The organism is Amycolatopsis rubida, assembly GCF_900115345.1.
Taxonomy (GTDB): Bacteria; Actinomycetota; Actinomycetes; order Mycobacteriales; family Pseudonocardiaceae; genus Amycolatopsis; species Amycolatopsis rubida.
This window is the reverse complement of record NZ_FOWC01000013.1, coordinates 186,114-203,717: the sequence shown is the minus strand read 5'-3', so window position 1 is coordinate 203,717 and position 17,604 is coordinate 186,114. Positions and strand designations below refer to the sequence as shown.

Here is a 17,604-nt window from a genome sequence, read left to right as displayed (position 1 = left end):
CGCGAGAGAAGGGAGGATCTCGTGTCCCGCGACGATCCCGATTACGCCCGCGCCCTCGCGCTGGTCGAGGAGGCGCTGTCCCGGCTGCGCGGCCCGATCCGCCGCGAACGGCGGCGGCTGCGCTGGGAGCAGTGGCGCAGGCGTCCGTACTACCGCTTCGAACCGGACGGCGGGAAACCGCAGCTCGTGCACCTGGCCGGGCTCCGCGTCACCCCGCTGTGGACGACCGTCGGCACCGGCGTCTCCGACGTCGACGTGCGTTATCCGGTCACCGCGCGCCGCCGGTTCACGATCGGGCGGCGTTGGCTGGTGCGGCACGACTACGACGAATTCCGCGTGTCGATCTCGCTGGTCGCCGACGCGAGCGGCCAGGCCGTGCTGATCGCGCCGGGCGGCCAGACCTACACCGCGGACGAAACCGGCTGGCAAACCCTGGCAGCTCTGCTGTACAAGGAGTACGCCATGCCGCCGGGCGGGCGCTGGTACGGCGCGGGCTGACGTCAGCCGCGCAGCTTCCGCCGCAGCGAAAGGCCCGCCCCCAGCACGGTCATCGACGCGCGCATCGCCCTGCGGCTGAACCGGCTTTCCGTCACGAACTGCCCGGCGCTGCGCAGCGAACCACGCACTTGCGGGTACGCGTACTTCCGCATCTGCCGCTCGTAGTCGGCGACCGCAGCGGTCACGTCGCCGCCGCGGGAAAGGTTGCGGCACAACACTTGTGCGTCGCGCAGGGCGATGTTCGCGCCGATGCCGCGAAACGGCGTCATGCTGTGCACGGCATCGCCGAGCAGGGTGACCGGACCGGGCTCCCACTCGCGGACCGGCACCGACGTGCGGATCGGCAGCATGCTCACCGTGCCGTCCGGCGAGTCCCGCACCAGCCGGCTGAACGCCGGATGCCAGCCGCGGATCCGCTCCAGCATCAGCGACCGGAGCGCGGGAGCGGCCAATTCGGCGAGATCGCCGGGGAACAGCCCGGCTTTCGCTCCGTAGGACCACATCACGTAGCTGCCGGTGTTGTCGAACAGGACCGGGTCGAGGGCCGCGGACTCGTCGTTGGCCGAAGCCGCCGGAAACTCGTGCGGCGCGGTGAACATCCCGCTGCCCGCCGGCGGCAGCACGTACGTCGGGGCGGTCGCCAGCCGTTCCGGGAGCTGCCGGACGGACTCGGCGTTCAGCGGGAACTTGCCGATGACGGTGCGGATCCCGGTGTCCGCCCGCTTCGCGTGCGGCAGCAGTTGCGCACGGACCCGGGAATTCGCTCCGTCCGCGCCGACGACCAGGTCCGCCTCGGCGGTGGTGCCGTCCGCGAAGTGCAGGCCGACGCCCTTCGGGCCGGTCTCGTAGCGCACGAATTCCTTGCCGTGCCACAGGACGTCGTCCAATCCGGACGACAGCACCTGGTGCATCGAGATCCGGCTCGCCGAATGGTGTGCGGCGGCCGGATCGCCGCTCGGCGGAGCATCGAGAACCGCCAGTTCGCGCATCTGCTCGGTGACGAATCCGAACACGCCCTTGCTCTCCCCCGTCGTTGCGAGGAAGCGCTCCCACGCCTCGGCCGGCAAGCACTCGTGCAGTGCGGCGGAGCCCATCGGCGCGATGTGCACGCGGTAGCCCTGCAAGCGCTCGGTCCGGGTGCGGCTGCGCTCGTACACCGCCACCTCGACTCCGGCCCGCGCCAGGCCGTGCGCCAGGCACAACCCGCCGGTGCCGCCGCCTACCACCGCCACCTTGATCTTGTTCACGGTCATCCCCTCTCGGTCGGTCTCCATAATTATCCACAAGGATGATTGCGTCAACCTTTTGGATGATTAATGCGTCGGTTAGGCTGCGCAGGTGTCCGAGACCACCCCGCGCCGCGCGCCGCGCCCCGGTGAGCGTCAGCGCGATCCCGAACGCACGAAGGCCCGCATTTTCGAGGCGGCCAAGGCCGAGTTCGGCAGCAAGGGGTACGCGGCCGCGCGGGTCAGCGACATCGCGCAGCGCGCCGGAGTGAACAAGCAGCTGATCTCGTATTACTTCGGCGGCAAGGAAGGCCTGTACGCGGAGGTCGCGAGCGAACCGTTCGCCGGGTTCTCCGCGATGACCACGCCGGACCGTCCGCTCGCGGACGTGCTCGCGGATTTCGCCAGGAGCGGGCTCTCCGACCAAGACCAGGCCCGGTTGTTCCTGCGGGAGAACATGGCCGAGGGCACCCCGGACGAGGCGGCGGCGGAGTCGCAGCGGGAGTTCCTGCGGGGTCAGCTCAAGTACATGCGGGCCCGGCAGGAAGCGGGCGACTTCCCGTCCGATGTGGACCCGGAGACGTTGCTGCTGATGCTGATGGCGGCGGCGAGCGCGCCGACGTCGCTCCCCCGGATCGCGGAAGCGCTCACCGGGGAGGATCCGTCGGCAGAGTCCTTTGTGGAGTACTACGCGGAGCAGCTGGCTCGCGTGGCTCGGCATCTCTCGGGGTCTTAGCGGCAATGCCACAGGCTTGAGCCGGGCCGGCTCGCCCTGCCCTCAGGTCCGCGAATCGGTTCGGGCGGGATCTTCGGTGCCGGGCTTCTTAGCGGCGCAGCGGTACGAGATCGTCGGCGTGGACGACCTCCCGGCGGTGTTCCACCGGGACCTCATGGCTGGACCGCCCGATCAACCCAGGCAGCTCCCCCGCATCGAACCCGACCACCCCGCGCGCCACCGGCACGTCCGCCGAATCCACCAGATCGACGACATCTCCGGCCTCGAAATCCCCGTCCCAACCAGTGATTCCGGCCGCCAGCAGCGACCGGCGGCGCAGGATCGCCCGCACCGCGCCGTCGTCCAGGCGGAGGCGGCCGGAGGTGTCGGCGGCATACCCGAGCCAGAAGCGGCGGGCGGACAGCCGGGTGTCAGCGGGCGCGAACGCGGTGCCGACGTTCGCCTCGCGCAGCGCGTCCCCGGCGTCGGCGGCAGCGGCCAGCAGCACCGGGATTCCGGCGCCGGCCGCGGTGCGCGCGGCGGAAAGTTTCGAGACCATGCCGCCGGTGCCGAGACCCGAGGACGACATTCCGACCGCGATGCCCTCCACATCGGACTCGCCGCGCACCTCGGTGATCTTGCGGGTCGCGCCGTCGCGCGGGTCGCCGTCGTACAGACCGTCCACATCGGACAGCAGGACGAGCGCGTCGGCACCGACGAGGTGCGCCACGAGCGCGGCGAGCCGGTCGTTGTCGCCGAAGCGGATCTCTTGCGTGGCAACGGTGTCGTTCTCGTTCACGACCGGCACCGCGCCGAGCGCGAGCAGCCGGGAGAACGTGCGCTGCGCGTTGCGGTAGTGCGAGCGGCGGACGACATCGTCGGAAGTGAGCAGCACCTGGCCGACGGTCAGGCAGTAGCGGCCGAACGATTCCGCGTACGCGTGCGCCAGCGCGAGCTGTCCGACGCTCGCCGCGGCCTGCTGAGTGGCCAGGTCGCGCGGGCGCTTGCCCAGCTTCAACGGCGCGAGCCCGGCACCGATCGCGCCCGAGGACACGAGGACGATCTGCGCGTCGCGGGCCACGCGATCCGCGATGGCATCCACCAAGGCGTCGAGCCGCGCGACGTCCAGCCCGCTGCCCGCGGTCGTCAGTGCCGAGGAACCGACCTTGACGACCAGCCGGCGAGCTTCCGCGATCGCGTGCCGCGTGCCGCTCACCGGTCGCGCTCCGCCTGCTCCTCGTCTTTCCACACGTCATCCAGCTCAGCGTCGACAGACGGGGCGGTCTCCTCTTCGACCAAGTCCTCGTCCTCGCCGGTGCCGTCGCGGCGGATCCGGCGGGCTTCCTTGCGCTCGGACGCGCCGACGCGGTCGGTGCGCTCCAGCCGGACGTCCGTGCCGCGGCCGGACAGGTGCACCGCCACGCCCGGCGTGGAGGGCTGCCATTCGAACTGGATGTCGCCGATGGTGACCGGGCTGCCCGGGCGGGCGCCGTTCTTCGCGAGGGCTTCCTCGACGCCGAGCCGGTTGAGCCGGTCCGCGAGGTAGCCGACGGCCTCGTCGTTGGCGAAGTTCGTCTGCCGGATCCACCGCTCCGGGCGCGAACCGCGGACGATGAACCCGCCTTCTTCCTCCGGATCGCGTTCGACGGTGAACCCGCTGTCGTCGATCGCGAGCGGGTGCAGCACGATCTTCTCCGGCTCCAGCACCGGCTGCGCCTCGCGGTAGGCCTCGACGACCTCCGCCAGCGCGAAGCTCAGCTCCTTCAGGCCCTTGCGCGACGCGGTCGAGACCTCGAACACCCGCAGCCCGCGCGCCTCCAGGTCGGGGCGCACGAACTCGGCCAGCTCGGCCGCTTCCGGGATGTCGATCTTGTTCAGCACCACCACGCGCGGGCGTTCTTCGAGCTTGCCGCCCAGCCCCGGCGTGTAGCGGGCCAGCTCCGCTTCGAGAGCGTCCACATCGGACAGCGGATCGCGGCCCGGCTCCAGCGTCGCGCAGTCGACCACGTGCACCAGCACGGCGCAGCGTTCGATGTGGCGCAGGAAGTCCAGGCCGAGCCCGCGCCCCTCGGACGCGCCCGGGATCAGGCCCGGCACGTCGGCCATCGTGAAGACCGACGAGCCGGCGGTGATCACGCCGAGGTTCGGCACGAGCGTGGTGAACGGGTAGTCGGCGATCTTCGGCTTCGCGGCGGACAGCACGGAAATCAGCGACGACTTGCCCGCGGACGGGAAGCCGAGCAGGCCGACGTCGGCGACCGAACGCAGCTCCAGCACGAGGTTCCGGCTCTCGCCGGGCTCGCCGAGCAGCGCGAACCCCGGCGCTTTGCGGGCCTTGGAGGCGAGCGCGGCGTTGCCGAGCCCGCCGCGACCGCCTTGGGCGGCGACGAACCGGGTGCCGGGGTTGGTGAGGTCCGCGACGAGTTCGCCGTCCTCAGTGAACACGACGGTGCCCGGCGGGACCTTCATCTCCAGGCCCTCGCCGGCGGCGCCGTTGCGGTTGCTGCCCATGCCCATTTTGCCGTTGCCTGCGCGGGCGTGCGGGCGGAAGTGGAAGTCGAGGAGGGTGTGCACGTTGGCGTCGACGAGGAGGGTGACGTCACCGCCGTTGCCTCCGTTGCCGCCGTCCGGGCCGCCGAGCGGCTTGAACTTTTCGCGGTGCACCGAGGCACAGCCGTTTCCCCCGTCCCCGGCGGTCAGATGGATGACCGCGCGGTCCACGAACCGGGACGCCATGGGCTTGCCTCACTTCACTCACGAAACGACAAAACGGTGCGGACCACGCTGGGTCTGCCAGCGGCCGCACCGTGGGGGTCCGGGGGCTCGGCCCCCGGGTGACATAAGCGAGCGACGTGGTCCGCGTATTCCGCGGACACACGTCGCCCAAAAGCTCGCGCCGAAGATCAGGCTTCGACCGGCACGATGTTGACCGTCTTGCGGCCGCGCTTCGAGCCGAACTCGACCGCACCGGCGGCGAGCGCGAACAGCGTGTCGTCGCCGCCGCGGCCGACGTTCACACCGGGGTGGAACTTGGTGCCACGCTGGCGGATCAGGATCTCGCCCGCGTTCACCTCCTGGCCGCCGAAGCGCTTGACGCCCAGTCGCTGGGCGTTCGAATCACGACCGTTGCGGGAGCTGGACGCACCCTTCTTGTGAGCCATCGCTCATGCCCCTTCTTGAAAGCTTCAGTCTCGAAGATCCGAAGAACTACTTGGAGATGCCGGTGACCTCGACGCGGGTCAGCTTCTGCCGGTGACCCTGGCGCTTGTGGTAGCCGGTCTTGTTCTTGAACTTGTGGATCCGGATCTTCGGACCCTTGGTCTGCTCGACGACCTTGCCGGTGACCGAGACCTTCGCCAACGCGTCGGCGTCCGTGGTGACCTCGCCACCGTCCACGAACAGCACGGCGGGGAAGGTGTGCTCGGTGCCCGGCTCGCCCTCGAGCTTCTCGACCTCGACGACGTCGCCGACGGCAACCTTGTACTGCTTGCCACCGGTCTTGACGATCGCGTACGCCGACACGGAAGTCTCCTGCATTACTCGACAATGGGTTAGGGGGCTGGCGCGGCCGGCCCGCCCGGGGGCGGTCCAGGTGCTCGCGCAGCGGCTCATGCTTGCGATGAGCCGTACTACAGGTTACGGGAGGCCCCGGGCGCTGCTGCACCCGGGGTACCCGTGGTGGATCAACTCTGGTCCGAAGCCTTCACCGGCGGCCCTGCCGGACGCGAAGCGGTGCGGCGCGGACGGCGCCGGGTGCTGCGCACGGCCGGGGCCGGGACGTCGACCTCGGGTTCTTCTCCCGCGTCCGCCTCCGGGGCGTCCGCCTCCGGCGCGGCCTGGCTGGCCGCGGGCTCCGGCTGCTTCGCTTCCGGCTGCTGGACGGGGGCCGGGGCCTCCGCCTTGTCCTCGGTCTTGTCCTCGGTCTTGTCCGGAGCGGCGGCCTGCTCGGCTGTTTCCCGCTCCTTCCCCTCAGCGGCTTCCGTATCGGGGTGCTCGTGCTTCGCCTTGGACGCGTTGGCCATGGCCTGCACCGCCGACACGACCGACTCGCGCTGTTCCGGGGTCGGCGCCGGGGCGGGCTGCTCCGGCTTGGGCTCGTGGTGCTGCTGCTCCTCGCCCTTGCCGCGGCCGCGGGAGCGCCGCGAGCTCTTGGTGTCGCCGCCGCCGTGGCTGTGGCCGTTGTGCCCATTGCCGCCGCCGTTGTGGCCGTTCCCGTTGCCGCCGCCGGTGCGCTGCGGTTCGGTGGACACGACGACGCCGCGGCCCTTGCAGTGCTCGCACGGCGTGGAGAACGCCTCAAGCAGCCCGGTGCCGATCTTCTTGCGCGTCATCTGCACCAGGCCCAGCGACGTGACCTCGGCCACCTGGTGGCGCGTGCGGTCGCGGCCCAGGCATTCGGTGAGCCTGCGCAGCACCAGCTCGCGGTTGGACTCGAGCACCATGTCGATGAAGTCGATGACGATGATGCCGCCGATGTCCCGCAGCCGCAGCTGGCGGACGATCTCCTCCGCCGACTCCAGGTTGTTGCGGGTCACCGTCTCCTCGAGGTTGCCGCCCGAGCCGGTGAACTTGCCGGTGTTGACGTCGATGACGGTCATCGCCTCGGTGCGGTCGATGACCAGGTAGCCGCCCGAGGGCAGCCAGACCTTGCGATCGAGCGCCTTGGTGATCTGCTCGTCGATCCGGTGGTCGGCGAACGCGTCGCCGGTGCCGGTGTAGCGCTTGAGCCGGTCGGCGAGGTCGGGCGCGACGTGCTGGACGTAGTCGTTGATGGTGTCCCAGGACCGGCCGCCCTGGACTTCCAGCTTGACGAAGTCCTCGGTGAACAGATCGCGCACGACCTTGACCAGCAGGTCCGGCTCCTCGTAGAGCATGGTCGGCGCGTTGCCCTTTTTGCCGGAAGCGGCGGCGGCCTTCTCCTTGATGACGTCCCACTGCGCCTTGAGGCGGTCGACGTCGCGGCCCAGCTCGTCCTCGCCGATGCCCTCCGAGGCGGTGCGGATGATGACGCCCGCGTCCTCCGGGACGATCCGCTTGAGGATGTCCTTGAGCCTGCGCCGCTCGTTCTCCGGCAGCTTGCGGGAGATGCCGGTGGCCCCGCCCGCGGGGACGTAGACGAGGAACCGGCCGGGCAGCGAGATCTGCGTGGTCAGCCGGGCGCCCTTGTGCCCGACCGGGTCCTTGGTGACCTGCACCAGGACGCTGTCGCCGGTGGAGAGCGCCTGCTCGATCTTGCGCGCCTTGCCCTCCAGCCCGGCCGAATCCCAGTCGACCTCGCCCGCGTAGAGCACGGCGTTGCGGCCGCGGCCGATGTCGATGAACGCGGCCTCCATGCTGGGCAGCACGTTCTGGACGCGGCCGAGGTAGACGTTGCCGACGATCGAACCGGTGCCCGAAGACGTCAGGAAGTGCTCGACCAGCACGCCGTCCTCGAGCACCGCGATCTGCGTGGACTCGCCCTTCTCGGCGACGACCATGGTGCGCTCGACCGACTCGCGGCGGGCGAGGAACTCGGCCTCGGACAGGATCGGGGCGCGGCGGCGACCCGCTTCGCGGCCGTCGCGGCGGCGCTGGCGCTTGGCCTCCAGCCGGGTGGAACCGCGGACGCTGCGCACCTCGTCGCGCGCCGGGCGCTCGGTCTCGGCGGCCTTGGCCTGGCGGACGTGCGTGACGGTGTTCGGCGGGTCGTCGGTGCCGTTCGTGTCGGCCCCGTCGTCGTCCCCGCCCTTGCGGCGGCGGCGACGGCGGCGGCGCTTGCTGCCGCCGTCGGACTCGGAGTCGTCGTCGGACTCCGCGTCGGCGTCGCCCGTCTCGTCCGGCTTCGCGGTCTTGTCCTTGGTGTCTTTGGCGTCTTTGCTGTCCTTGGCCTGCTGGTCGTGCTGGCCCTCGGAGGTTTCGTCCTCGTTCTCGGACTGGGCCTCGTCGCCGCCCTTGCCCCGGCCGCGGCCACGACGGCCGCGACGGCGCCGGCGACGGCCGCCCGCGTCGTCTCCGTCCTCGTCGGAACGCTCGTCGCGGGTCTCGTCGGAGGTGTCCTCCTCGGCGGTTTCGGCGGTGCGGTCAGGACGCTCGGCCTGCGCGGGAGCCTCGCCGGCACCGAACACCGGCTCGGGCTTGGTACGCGACTGCTGCGCGGGCTCGGGCGGCAGGAAGACCGGCGAGGGCGCGGCGAAGACCGGCACGTGCACGGGGCCGCGGGCCGGGGCGGCCTGCTCGGTTTCCTGCTGTTCGGCCGGGATCGCGGGCGCGACGGCCCGGCGGGCGCGACGGGTGCGGGTGCGCTTCTCGCCGGTTTCCCGAGCGGCTTCCGGCTCGGCGGATTCGGCGGAGAACGGACGGGCCGGGGCCGCGTCCCGCGAAGCGGCTTCCGAGGCAGTGCCCTGCTCAGCACCGGTTTTCGGGGTGGCGGTGTCTGAGGCCCCAGCGCCTGGTGCGGCGACCGCTTCCGGGACGGCAGTGTCCGAAGCCCCAGTCCCCGGCGCGGCGACCGCTTCCGGGACGGCAGTGTCCGAAGCCCCAGCGCCCTGCTCAGCACCGGTTTCCGGGGTGGCAGTGTCCGAAGCCCCAGCACCCGGCGCGGCGACCGCTTCCGGAGCGGCAGTGTCCGAAGCCCCAGCGCCCTGCTCAGCACCGGTTTCCGGGGTGGCGGTGTCCGAAGCCCCAGCGCCCGGCGCGGCGACCGCTTCCGGAGCGGCGGTTTCGCGCGAAGCAGCATCCCGTGCGACGGCTTCCGAGGATTCGGGGGTCTGCGCGGCGGTGCCCTGGGTGGCTTCCGGGGCTTCCTCGCTGTCCTGGGCTCCGGCGGTCGCGCCGGTCTGCTCGGCGGCTTTGTTCCCGGCGGCGGCCTCCGGCTCGGCCGCGGCCGGGCCCTGCCCGGCGGCTTCGGCGGTCTCCGCGTCGAGGATGACCGCGACGCGGTGCGCGACCTCCTTGGTCACGCTCGACTGGGCGCTGCGGGGGCTTTCCCCCAGCTCGGCGAGCTTGCCGAGCAGGTCGCGGCTGCTCAGGCCGAGCAGCTTGGCCAGCGCGTGCACGCGGATGCGCGGCGGCAGCTCGCCCAGCCTGCTGGTCGTGGGTGCGACGGTATTCCCGCCGGTCTGATCGGCGGGTGTGTCCGCGTTCGACATATGTCTCCTCCGCCCCCGGGCGCGTCAGCCGGTTCGCACCGGTGGTGACGCGGCCGCGCAGGGGCCCTTTCTGTTCCGTGCCCGCCGTGGTGGTGACCAGCGGCGGGAATCCTGCTGGCAGCCGTGCGGTCCGCCGGTCGGCGGCCGCTCGGTTCCTGGTCTGCTCGGCGGGGTGCCGGCCTGCTCGCGACCCCCGGGCCACCCGCCACGACATCGACCTTGGCCCGGCCTCCCGGGGGCGACGCGCGTGGTGCCGGTCCGGCACTCCTCCGGGCCGCTCACGACGCGAGCGGGATGCCCGTCGGCGCAGCGGCCAACGCGAGTATCCCACACCCGGGGGGACACCCGGTGTAGTCGGTGCCCCTCGGCTGGCGCCCGGGCGTGCCGCGATCATGCGCCCGGGCGAACTTCCGCGCATCGCTTGTCGCGCCGGGCCCGGGGTGGTTAGCGTGCGGGCTCGGGCGCTCGCGCGGGCGCCCGGCATAGCCCCGCGCGCGGTGGGAGGTCCGGTGTCTGTGCTGGCGCGGCCGCTGCGGGCGGCCGTGTGCTCTGTCCTGGTCCTCGCCGGCTGCGCCGCGGTCTCCCCCGCCGCCGTCGCGAGCCCCGGATGCGCCTCCGGCGGCCGGGCGGTGCGCTACGTCGTCGCGTTCGACCGCGGAACCCCGGAATCTTCCGCCCGCCAGCAGACGAGCGCGGGCTGCGGGCAGCTCGCGGGCTACTATCCGCAGATTTCCGTGGCGGTCGTCACGTCCGCCGATCGGGCGTTCGCGGACCGTCTCGGCCCGGAACGGGCATTCAGCGCGCAAGCCACCCGCACGGCCGCCGGACGACCGGGCGCCGCGGCCCAGCCCGCGCGGGCCGAACTCCCGCTCAGCGACCCGGCGCGAGTGCCCGCCGCGGACCTGTCCTCGCGGCAGTGGGACATGAACCAGATCGGCGCTCCGGCCGCGCACCAGGTCACCGAAGGCAGCCGCGCGGTGGTCGTCGGCGTCCTGGACTCCGGCGTCGACCCGAAGCACCCCGACCTCGCCGCGGCGATCGACCCGGACGATTCGGCGGGCTGCCTCACCGGCGTCCCGGACCCGAGCCCGGCCGCGTGGCAGCCGACGACCTCGGCGCACGGCACCCACGTCGCGGGCATCATCGCCGCGGCCGACGACCGCAAGGGCATCACCGGCGTCGCGCCGGGCGTGCGGATCGCGTCGGTGAAGGTGATCGACGATCGCGGCTACGCCGATCCCGAGGCGGCGGTCTGCGGGATCATGTGGTCGGCGGCGCGGCATCTGCCGATCGCCAACAGCAGCTGGTTCGTGAATCCGTGGTCGCTGTCCTGCGTGCGCGGCAACGACCGCGGCGTGGTGCACGAAGTGCTGGCGCGAGCCGTGGAGTACGCGACGTCCCAGGGCACGCTGAACGTCGCCGCCGCAACCAACGAGGCGGTCGACCTCACGCCTTCGGGCCGCTCGGGTTCGCCGTCCGCCGCCGGGAAGTGCGAGGCACTGCCGGCCGGGCTGCGGGACGTGGTGACGGCCTCGGCGATCAGCCCGGACCGGGTGAAGTCGGGCTACAGCTCGTACGGGCTCGGTGTGGTCGATGTCACGGCCCCGGGCGGCGACGACGACCGGTGCGTGGTTTCGACCGTTCCGGGCGGCTACGCGCCGATGTGCGGGACGTCGATGGCGGCGCCGCACGTCGCCGGGGTGCTGGCGTTGCTCAAGTCGGTGCATCCCCCGTGGACGGCCGCCGAGCTGCGCCGCGCGCTGGACTCCCGGGCGACGCCGATGCCGTGCCCGGACGACTACGATCTGACCGGCGACGGCGCCCAGGACGCCTACTGCTCCGGCTACGACGGATACAACGGCTTCTACGGCCACGGCCTCGTCGACGCCCGGTCCGCGGTGGCACCGGCGCACACCGGACTGCCCAGCCCGGCCCGCTGAGCCGCGTTCAGGTCAGCAGCAGTTTCGCGATCCTCCTTGTCGCGCCCCAGATCCCGATCGCGGCGAGCGCCAGCAGGTACGCCAGGTTGCCCAGCATGCTCCAGGAGAAGATGCCGGCGGAAAGCCCGCGCATCAGCTCGATCCCGTGGTAGAGCGGGAAGCAGCGGACCAGCCACTGCAGCGCTTCCGGGTAGACCGTGATCGGGAAGAACGTGGTGGAGAACAGGAACATCGGCATCAGGACGAGCTGGATGTAGTCGAATTGGGACGTCGACTTCAGGAAGCTGACCAGCGTGATGCTGATGGCCGCGAACGCGAACGACACGAGCAGCGCGGCGGGCAGGAGCAGCAGCGCCCACCAGGACGTGAGCAGCCCCATGACGCCGGTGACCGCCAGGAACGCGACCGAATAGAGGCCGCCGCGCATCATCGCCCACGCGATCTCGCCGAGCGCGACGTCGAGCGGGCCGACCGGAGTCGCCAGCATCGCGTCGTACGTCTTGGCGTAGCGCAGCTTGAAAAACAGGTTGTACGTGCATTCGAAAACCGCGCCGTTCATCGCCGACGAAGCCAGCAGCGCGGGCGCGACGAACGCGACATAGCTCATCGGCTGCCCGTCCGGCCCCGGCACCGTGGTGACCAGTTTGCCGAAGCCGACCTGGAACGCGAGCAAGTAGAACAACGGCTCAAGCGCGCCGGACACGAGGATCGTCCACGACCGCCCGTAGACAGTGAGCGCGCGTTCGATCAATGCGGTCGCGCGGCCGCTGTACATGCCCGCGGGCAGGACGCGGAGCAGAATTCCGCGCCGCTGCGGGAGAATGGGGGCGCTTCGCAGGTCGGTCATCACGCCACCAGCCGTCGGTAGAAGCCGCGGTGCGCGATCGTCCAGCCGATCGCGACCAGCGCCGCCAGATACGCGAGGTGCCCGAGCACCGGGAGCAGCTCCCGCCCGCCGAGCGTGGCGGCGCGCGAGAGCTCGGTGCCGTGCCACAGCGGGGAAATCCAGGCGAGCCAGCGCAGGTACAGCGGCAATTGGGTGATCGGGAAGAACGTGCCGGAGAACAGGGTCATCGGGATGACGACGAACCGGAAAATCAGCCCGAACCGCTGTCCCTCGTCGAAGGTCCACGCCGCCAGCGCGGCGATCAGCGATCCGCAGGCGAGGCCGGTGAGAACGCCGACGAGGACCACCAGCAGCGCTCCCGCGTTGTCCCAGGCGCCGAACAACCACGCGATGAGCGCGTAGACCGTGCCGGAAAGGGCGAGCCGCAGCATGGTCCAGATCTGGTGCCCGCCGAGGACCTGGCCCGGAGACACCGGCGTCGCGGTGACGGCCAGATAGTCCTTCTGCCATTTGAATCCGCTGAGCACCGGATAACTCGACTCGCTGACCGCTTGCTGCGCCGCGCCTGCCACCAGCAGCGCCGGGGCGACGTACCCGAGGTAGGACACCCCGCCGGTCGCCGGACCGGCCTTGACCTGCGAGCCGAACCCGAGCCCCATCGCGGCGAGGAACAGGACCGGTTGCAGGCCGGTGGAGTAGAGCGTGCTGAGCCAGTGCCTGCGGTACCAGGTCCAGTAGCCCTCGACGCGCAGCCAGGCGCCGTGGAACCGGCCGACGACGCGGCCGGTGGCGGGAGCGGTCATCAGTCCACCAACGTCCGGCCGGTGAGGCGGAGGAAGACGTCCTCCAGAGAACTGCGCCGGACCAGGCTCGACAACGGGCGCAGGCCGCGCTCGTGCGCGCGTTCGAGAGTGGCCTCGCCGGTCATCGTGTACAGCAGCACCCGGTCCGGGAGGACTTCGACGCGTTCGGCCAGCCCTTCGAGCCGGTCGGCCGCGTCCTGCTGCTCGCCCGGCGCGAACCGGAGCTCGACGACTTCCCGGGTGGAATGCCGCGCGATCAGGTCGGCGGGCGAGCCTTCCGCAGCGATCCGGCCCCCGTCCATGACGACCAGCCGGTCGCAGAGTTGTTCTGCTTCGTCCATGTAGTGGGTGGTGACGATGAGCGTGGTGCCGCGGGCTTTGAGCCGGAAAAGCCGGTCCCACAACAGGTGCCGCGCCTGCGGATCGAGCCCGGTGGTCGGTTCGTCGAGCAGCAGCAGTTCCGGGTCGTTGACCAGCGACCGGGCGATGGTGAGCCGCCGCTTCATGCCGCCGGAGAGCGAATCGACCGGTTTCTCGGCGCGGTCGGACAGCTGCGCGAACTCCATCAGCTCGACCGCCTTCTGCCGGACACGGGCCCGGGAGAGGCCGAAATACCGGCCGTAGACGTGCAGGTTCTGCCGGACGGTGAGCTCCACGTCGAGGTTGTCCTCCTGCGGCACCACGCCAAGGCGCGCGCGGATCCGCGGCCCGTCGGCGTCGGGGTCCATGCCGAGGACGCGCAGATCGCCGTCTGTGCGCGGAGACACGCACGCGATCATCCGCATTGTCGACGACTTCCCGGCGCCGTTGGGCCCGAGGAAGCCGAACGCCTCCCCTGGCCGCACCTCGACGTCGATGCCGCGGACTGCCTCGAATTCTCCGAACCTTTTGACCAGCGCCTTCGCTTGCACGAGGGCTGGTTCCGATGCCGACTCTCCCACGAGGAACGACAGTAGAGGGAGGGACCGACAATTCTCGACCCGTTTCCCAGAACCGGAACTGGCAGAGGTACACGACCCCTCCCTCGACGCGACCCGAGCTGTCCGTGAGGGCCCCCTCACGGACTTCAGCGCACCGTCACCGGCGCCGAACGGGTCACCCCGTTCACCGTCACCGAGATTTCCGCCGTGCCTGGACGCAGGCCCCGCGCCGTCCCGGTGGCCGGGTCGAGCGACACCACATCCCACGGCGCGGGCGGCCAGCTGCCGAGGTGCACCCCGCGACCACCCCACGCGGCGCTCACCGGGTAAGTCACCGGAATCGACCGGCCCTCCTGGGTCACCGTGGCGGTCACCTTCCCGGTCCCGCCCCACGGAAGCGTGCCCGGGCCGGTCACCGTCAGCGCGTCGACGTTCGGGCGCGTCTCGAATCGCACCGGCTGGCCGCGGTCCGAGGGGTCCACTCGCACCAGGGTCCAGCCGACGAAGCCGCCGTCGCCGGGGGCCGCGGCGGGGGTCTTGCCCGAGTTGCCGTTCACCAGGTACGGCACGCCGTCCGTACGCGACAGGCCGAACACTCCCGCGTGCGAAGCCAGCGACGCGGCCGGTTTTCCGGACTTCTCCTCGAAACCGGTCAGCCACGTCTGCAGCAGCTCGGCCTCCTTCCGGTCGCCCAGCTGCGAATTGCCGGTCGGGCTCGGGTCCTTCACCGGGTGGTGCATCGCGACGACCACACCGCGCACGGAACGGTCCTTCGCCGCGTTGTCGAGCGCCTCGCGCATCATCCGCACCTGGTCGAATCCGCCCGCGCGCAGGGAGCCGCGCGACGAGTCCATCAGGATCAGCCGCACGCCGTTGACGTCGGCCACGCGGTGCGTCTCCCCGAACGCGTCCTGGAAGTTTTTCAGGCCGTTGCCGCCCTCGGCTTCGTGGTTGCCGGGGACGTAATACCAGGGGACGCGGCCGTCCAGTTCTTCGGTGATGATCTTGCGGGCCAGCACGAAGTCCGGCGCGGTGCCGCGATCCACGAAGTCGCCGTTGATCAGCACGAGATCCGGTTTCGCGGCAATGGCCTCGCGCAGTGCCCGGCGCGCTTGGGCGACCAGCGGGCCGTCCGGGGCGTCGGCGGTGAACTGGGCGTCGCTGACGACCGCGATCTTCAGGCCGCCCTCGCCGAGTGTGCCGTCGGTGACGAGCGCCGGGTCCGGGACAGCCGGATCGTGCGGCACGGAGGTGCTCGGGGCGACCTCGAAGGTGAGGTCGTTGAACACCAGTCTGCCTTCGTACTGTTTGCCCGCCGCGGTTTCCACGGCATAGAACCGGGTGAGGCGCTGCCCGTCCGGCAGCCCGGCGGGCACCGCGGCCGTCACGTATCGCCAGCCGGTCCAATTGACGCTCAGCGAAAGATCCACAATGGACGCGGTGCTGGCGCCGTCGCGGAGTTCCGCGCGGATCCAGGCCCCCTTGCCGTCGCCGTTGATCCACATGCCGATCTTCTGCGTGCCAGCCGGAACCGCGATCGGGTCGGCAGCGTTGACATACGCGGCGCGGGTGGCGGTGGTGCCGGTGAGCCGGTAGTCGAGCGCCAGGCCCTTGCCGCCGTTGCGGCCGTCTGCCGAGGAAAGCGCGGCGCCGACGACGGCCGGATACACCGTTGCGGACCAGCCTTCCGGACCGGCCAGCGGCGCCGCGACCGTGGCTTCGGTGCCCACCGAAGCCGCCAGGTGCATGGTCTTCCCGCCTGCGTGCACGGTGATCGCCGTGGCCCCGGACGCGGTCTTCGCGGTGACTGCGAAACCCTTGCCCGACGGCTCGATCTTCACCACGGCGGGGTCGTATTCGAGCTTCACGTCCGACGGTTCGATCCAGGCGCCATAACCGTCCGCGTCGTAGCCGTAGACCTGGAACTCGCCGCGCGCATCCGCACCCGACAGCGCGACCTGCTTCGTGCTCGCGCCAAGGCGGACCGGCTCGCCCAGCACGGTCAGCTTCGTGCGGCCGTTCACGAAGTTCTGGTGCGCGGTCACCGTCACGTCGGCTCGCGCGTCCGGATGCAGGAAGTCGGGCTGCGCGGTGAAAACGTTCTTCGTGACAGTGCCGCGGAACGGATTCGACGTGGTCCAGAACGGGCGCGACGCCACCGCGGCACCTGTCTCGTCGTGGCCGTTCGGCACGAGTGCGCGGCTCAGGCCGGACAGCACGCGGGTCGAGTTGTCGCCCTCTTGCGCGGGGGCGGGCGCGAAGCCAGTCAGCCGTCCGCTGCCGGCCACCGTTGCGAAGCCGATGCCGTTGGGCACCAGGCGTTCCCCACCGTCCGAAGGCGAGTTGCGCACCGACGGTGCGGCTTCTCCTTCGTTACGCGCGAGCAGGGTCGAGGAGCCGCCGCCATCGAGGTTGATCGCGTCGTCGGCACCGAGCCGCTTCAGCTGCCGGGCCATTTCCAGCTCGGTCATCCCGCGGCTGTCGGCCTGGCGGCCGTCCACCGTGACGAGCCACATCCGCTTGCCGTCAGCGGAAAAGCCGACGCCGGTACGCGGGGCGAGGGTGACGTCGTCGAGCTGCTGGAGCTGCCCGCCCTTCAGCAGCGTCTTGTTCCCGCCGACCGCGACGGCGATCTTGCCCGCGTCGGTCCGCGGCGCGTACGAAACGCCCACGCGGTCACCGATGTGCAATGCCGACAATGCGTCCGCGCCAGCTTCCCGGCCGAGCAGCAGCGTGCTGCCAGCCGGAATCGGGCCGTCTGCGGGATTCGGACGCACCTGCGTCACGACGCCGTCGCGGACCTCGATCTCGACGACCTTCTGCGCACCGGCGACCGACGTCGCGCGCGCCGAAGCGCCCCAGAGCGGCGTGTAGACGCCGAGAGCGTCCTTGCCGAGCACCGGGCTGTTGAAGTTCGTTGCAGGAACAGCTCGGCCGTCCGGCAACGTGACCGACGCTTCGAGGAAGATGTCGGCGAGCTTCGCGCGACCCTGCTCGGTGATCGCCGCGGTGGTGTTGTGGCCGGACGCGGGTGCGTTGTGCAGCTCGCCCTTGTCGATGCCGACGCCGAGCGGCGCACCGGAGGCGTTGATGTCGAAGAAATCGCCGTTGACGCCCGCGACCGCACCGGCGCGAGCGACCTGCTGAGACAGCGGGGTGCGCGCGGAAACGGTGCCCGGGCTGAGGTAAGCCGGCTTCAGGACCTTGCTGGTGAGGTCGACGCTCAGCGCGTCGCCGCGGATCCAGCCCTTCGGGTCGAAGCGGTCGAACTGGGTGAGGTTCAGACCAGGTGCCACCGCGTTGGTGGCGCTGCTGGTTTCGAGGCCGTCGTCGGCGGCGGGCGCCGCGGCGATCGCCGGAGCCTCCCGGGCCGAGGAGAAGGCGGAGGCGCTCTCGACCGGCGGCGGGCCGAGCGGAGCGGAGAGCGGGCCGGCCTGCGCCGGTGTGGCCAGCGTCAGCACCAGAAGGGCGCTGAGCAGCACGGATCTTGATCTTTTCACCAGGTACCCCACGATCGCGACAATGGCT

General features: G+C 71.2%; 13 protein-coding genes. 3 read left to right on the top strand and 10 right to left on the bottom strand.

From position 1 onward, the window contains the following. Window positions 1-21 precede the first annotated feature (21 nt). Entirely contained in the window at window positions 22-498 is a 477-nt protein-coding gene (locus BM362_RS36025; protein WP_067586190.1) for a hypothetical protein, read from the top strand. Window positions 499-500: 2 nt separating this feature from the next. Here the strand turns inward: BM362_RS36025 and BM362_RS36020 are convergent, their stop codons facing one another. Beyond that, on the bottom strand, window positions 501-1,772 hold the full coding sequence (locus BM362_RS36020; RefSeq protein WP_244287396.1) for an FAD-dependent oxidoreductase: 1,272 nt from the start codon (window positions 1,770-1,772) through the stop codon (window positions 501-503). A 64-nt stretch (window positions 1,773-1,836) separates the two neighbouring features. On the opposite strand from BM362_RS36020, the gene BM362_RS36015 reads away from it, so the two are divergent. Further along, window positions 1,837-2,460 (top strand): TetR/AcrR family transcriptional regulator, encoded by a 624-nt coding sequence (locus BM362_RS36015; protein WP_067586187.1) that lies wholly within the window; start codon window positions 1,837-1,839, stop codon window positions 2,458-2,460. A gap of 88 nt (window positions 2,461-2,548) precedes the next feature. On the opposite strand, the gene proB is transcribed toward BM362_RS36015, so the two are convergent. From proB to BM362_RS35990, 5 genes are all read right to left on the bottom strand, one after another. After that, window positions 2,549-3,655 (bottom strand): glutamate 5-kinase, encoded by a 1,107-nt coding sequence (gene proB, locus BM362_RS36010; RefSeq protein ID WP_067586184.1) that lies wholly within the window; start codon window positions 3,653-3,655, stop codon window positions 2,549-2,551. Further along, window positions 3,652-5,175 carry a GTPase ObgE gene (obgE, locus tag BM362_RS36005; protein ID WP_093576181.1) on the bottom strand — a complete coding sequence of 508 codons (1,524 nt, stop codon included), beginning with the start codon at window positions 5,173-5,175 and terminating at the stop codon, window positions 3,652-3,654. Before obgE ends, proB begins: the two co-directional genes overlap by 4 nt. Window positions 5,176-5,342: 167 nt before the next feature. Beyond that, window positions 5,343-5,600, bottom strand: a complete 258-nt coding sequence (gene rpmA, locus BM362_RS36000; RefSeq protein WP_009081082.1) for a 50S ribosomal protein L27 — start codon at window positions 5,598-5,600, stop codon at window positions 5,343-5,345. 46 nt (window positions 5,601-5,646) lie between these two features. Continuing rightward, window positions 5,647-5,961, bottom strand: a complete 315-nt coding sequence (gene rplU / locus BM362_RS35995; protein WP_009081084.1) for a 50S ribosomal protein L21 — start codon at window positions 5,959-5,961, stop codon at window positions 5,647-5,649. Between the two features lie 161 nt (window positions 5,962-6,122). Then, window positions 6,123-9,566, bottom strand: a complete 3,444-nt coding sequence (locus BM362_RS35990) for a translation initiation factor IF-2 N-terminal domain-containing protein (RefSeq protein ID WP_093576180.1) — start codon at window positions 9,564-9,566, stop codon at window positions 6,123-6,125. A 509-nt stretch (window positions 9,567-10,075) separates the two neighbouring features. Here BM362_RS35990 and BM362_RS35985 point away from each other — a divergent pair. Continuing rightward, a complete protein-coding gene (locus BM362_RS35985) occupies window positions 10,076-11,506 on the top strand; it encodes a S8 family peptidase (protein ID WP_093576179.1) in 1,431 nt (476 codons plus the stop codon). Window positions 11,507-11,513: 7 nt separating this feature from the next. On the opposite strand, the gene BM362_RS35980 is transcribed toward BM362_RS35985, so the two are convergent. From BM362_RS35980 to BM362_RS35965, 4 genes are all read right to left on the bottom strand, one after another. Then, a complete protein-coding gene (locus BM362_RS35980; protein WP_067586570.1) occupies window positions 11,514-12,353 on the bottom strand; it encodes an ABC transporter permease in 840 nt (279 codons plus the stop codon). Continuing rightward, entirely contained in the window at window positions 12,353-13,156 is an 804-nt protein-coding gene (locus BM362_RS35975) for an ABC transporter permease (RefSeq protein ID WP_067586175.1), read from the bottom strand. The genes BM362_RS35980 and BM362_RS35975 overlap by 1 nt, the downstream gene beginning before the upstream one ends. Next, on the bottom strand, window positions 13,156-14,097 hold the full coding sequence (locus tag BM362_RS35970) for an ABC transporter ATP-binding protein (RefSeq protein ID WP_093576178.1): 942 nt from the start codon (window positions 14,095-14,097) through the stop codon (window positions 13,156-13,158). The genes BM362_RS35975 and BM362_RS35970 overlap by 1 nt, the downstream gene beginning before the upstream one ends. A 125-nt stretch (window positions 14,098-14,222) precedes the next feature. Further along, window positions 14,223-17,558 carry a phosphodiester glycosidase family protein gene (locus tag BM362_RS35965; protein ID WP_093576177.1) on the bottom strand — a complete coding sequence of 1,112 codons (3,336 nt, stop codon included), beginning with the start codon at window positions 17,556-17,558 and terminating at the stop codon, window positions 14,223-14,225. Window positions 17,559-17,604: the final 46 nt, after the last annotated feature.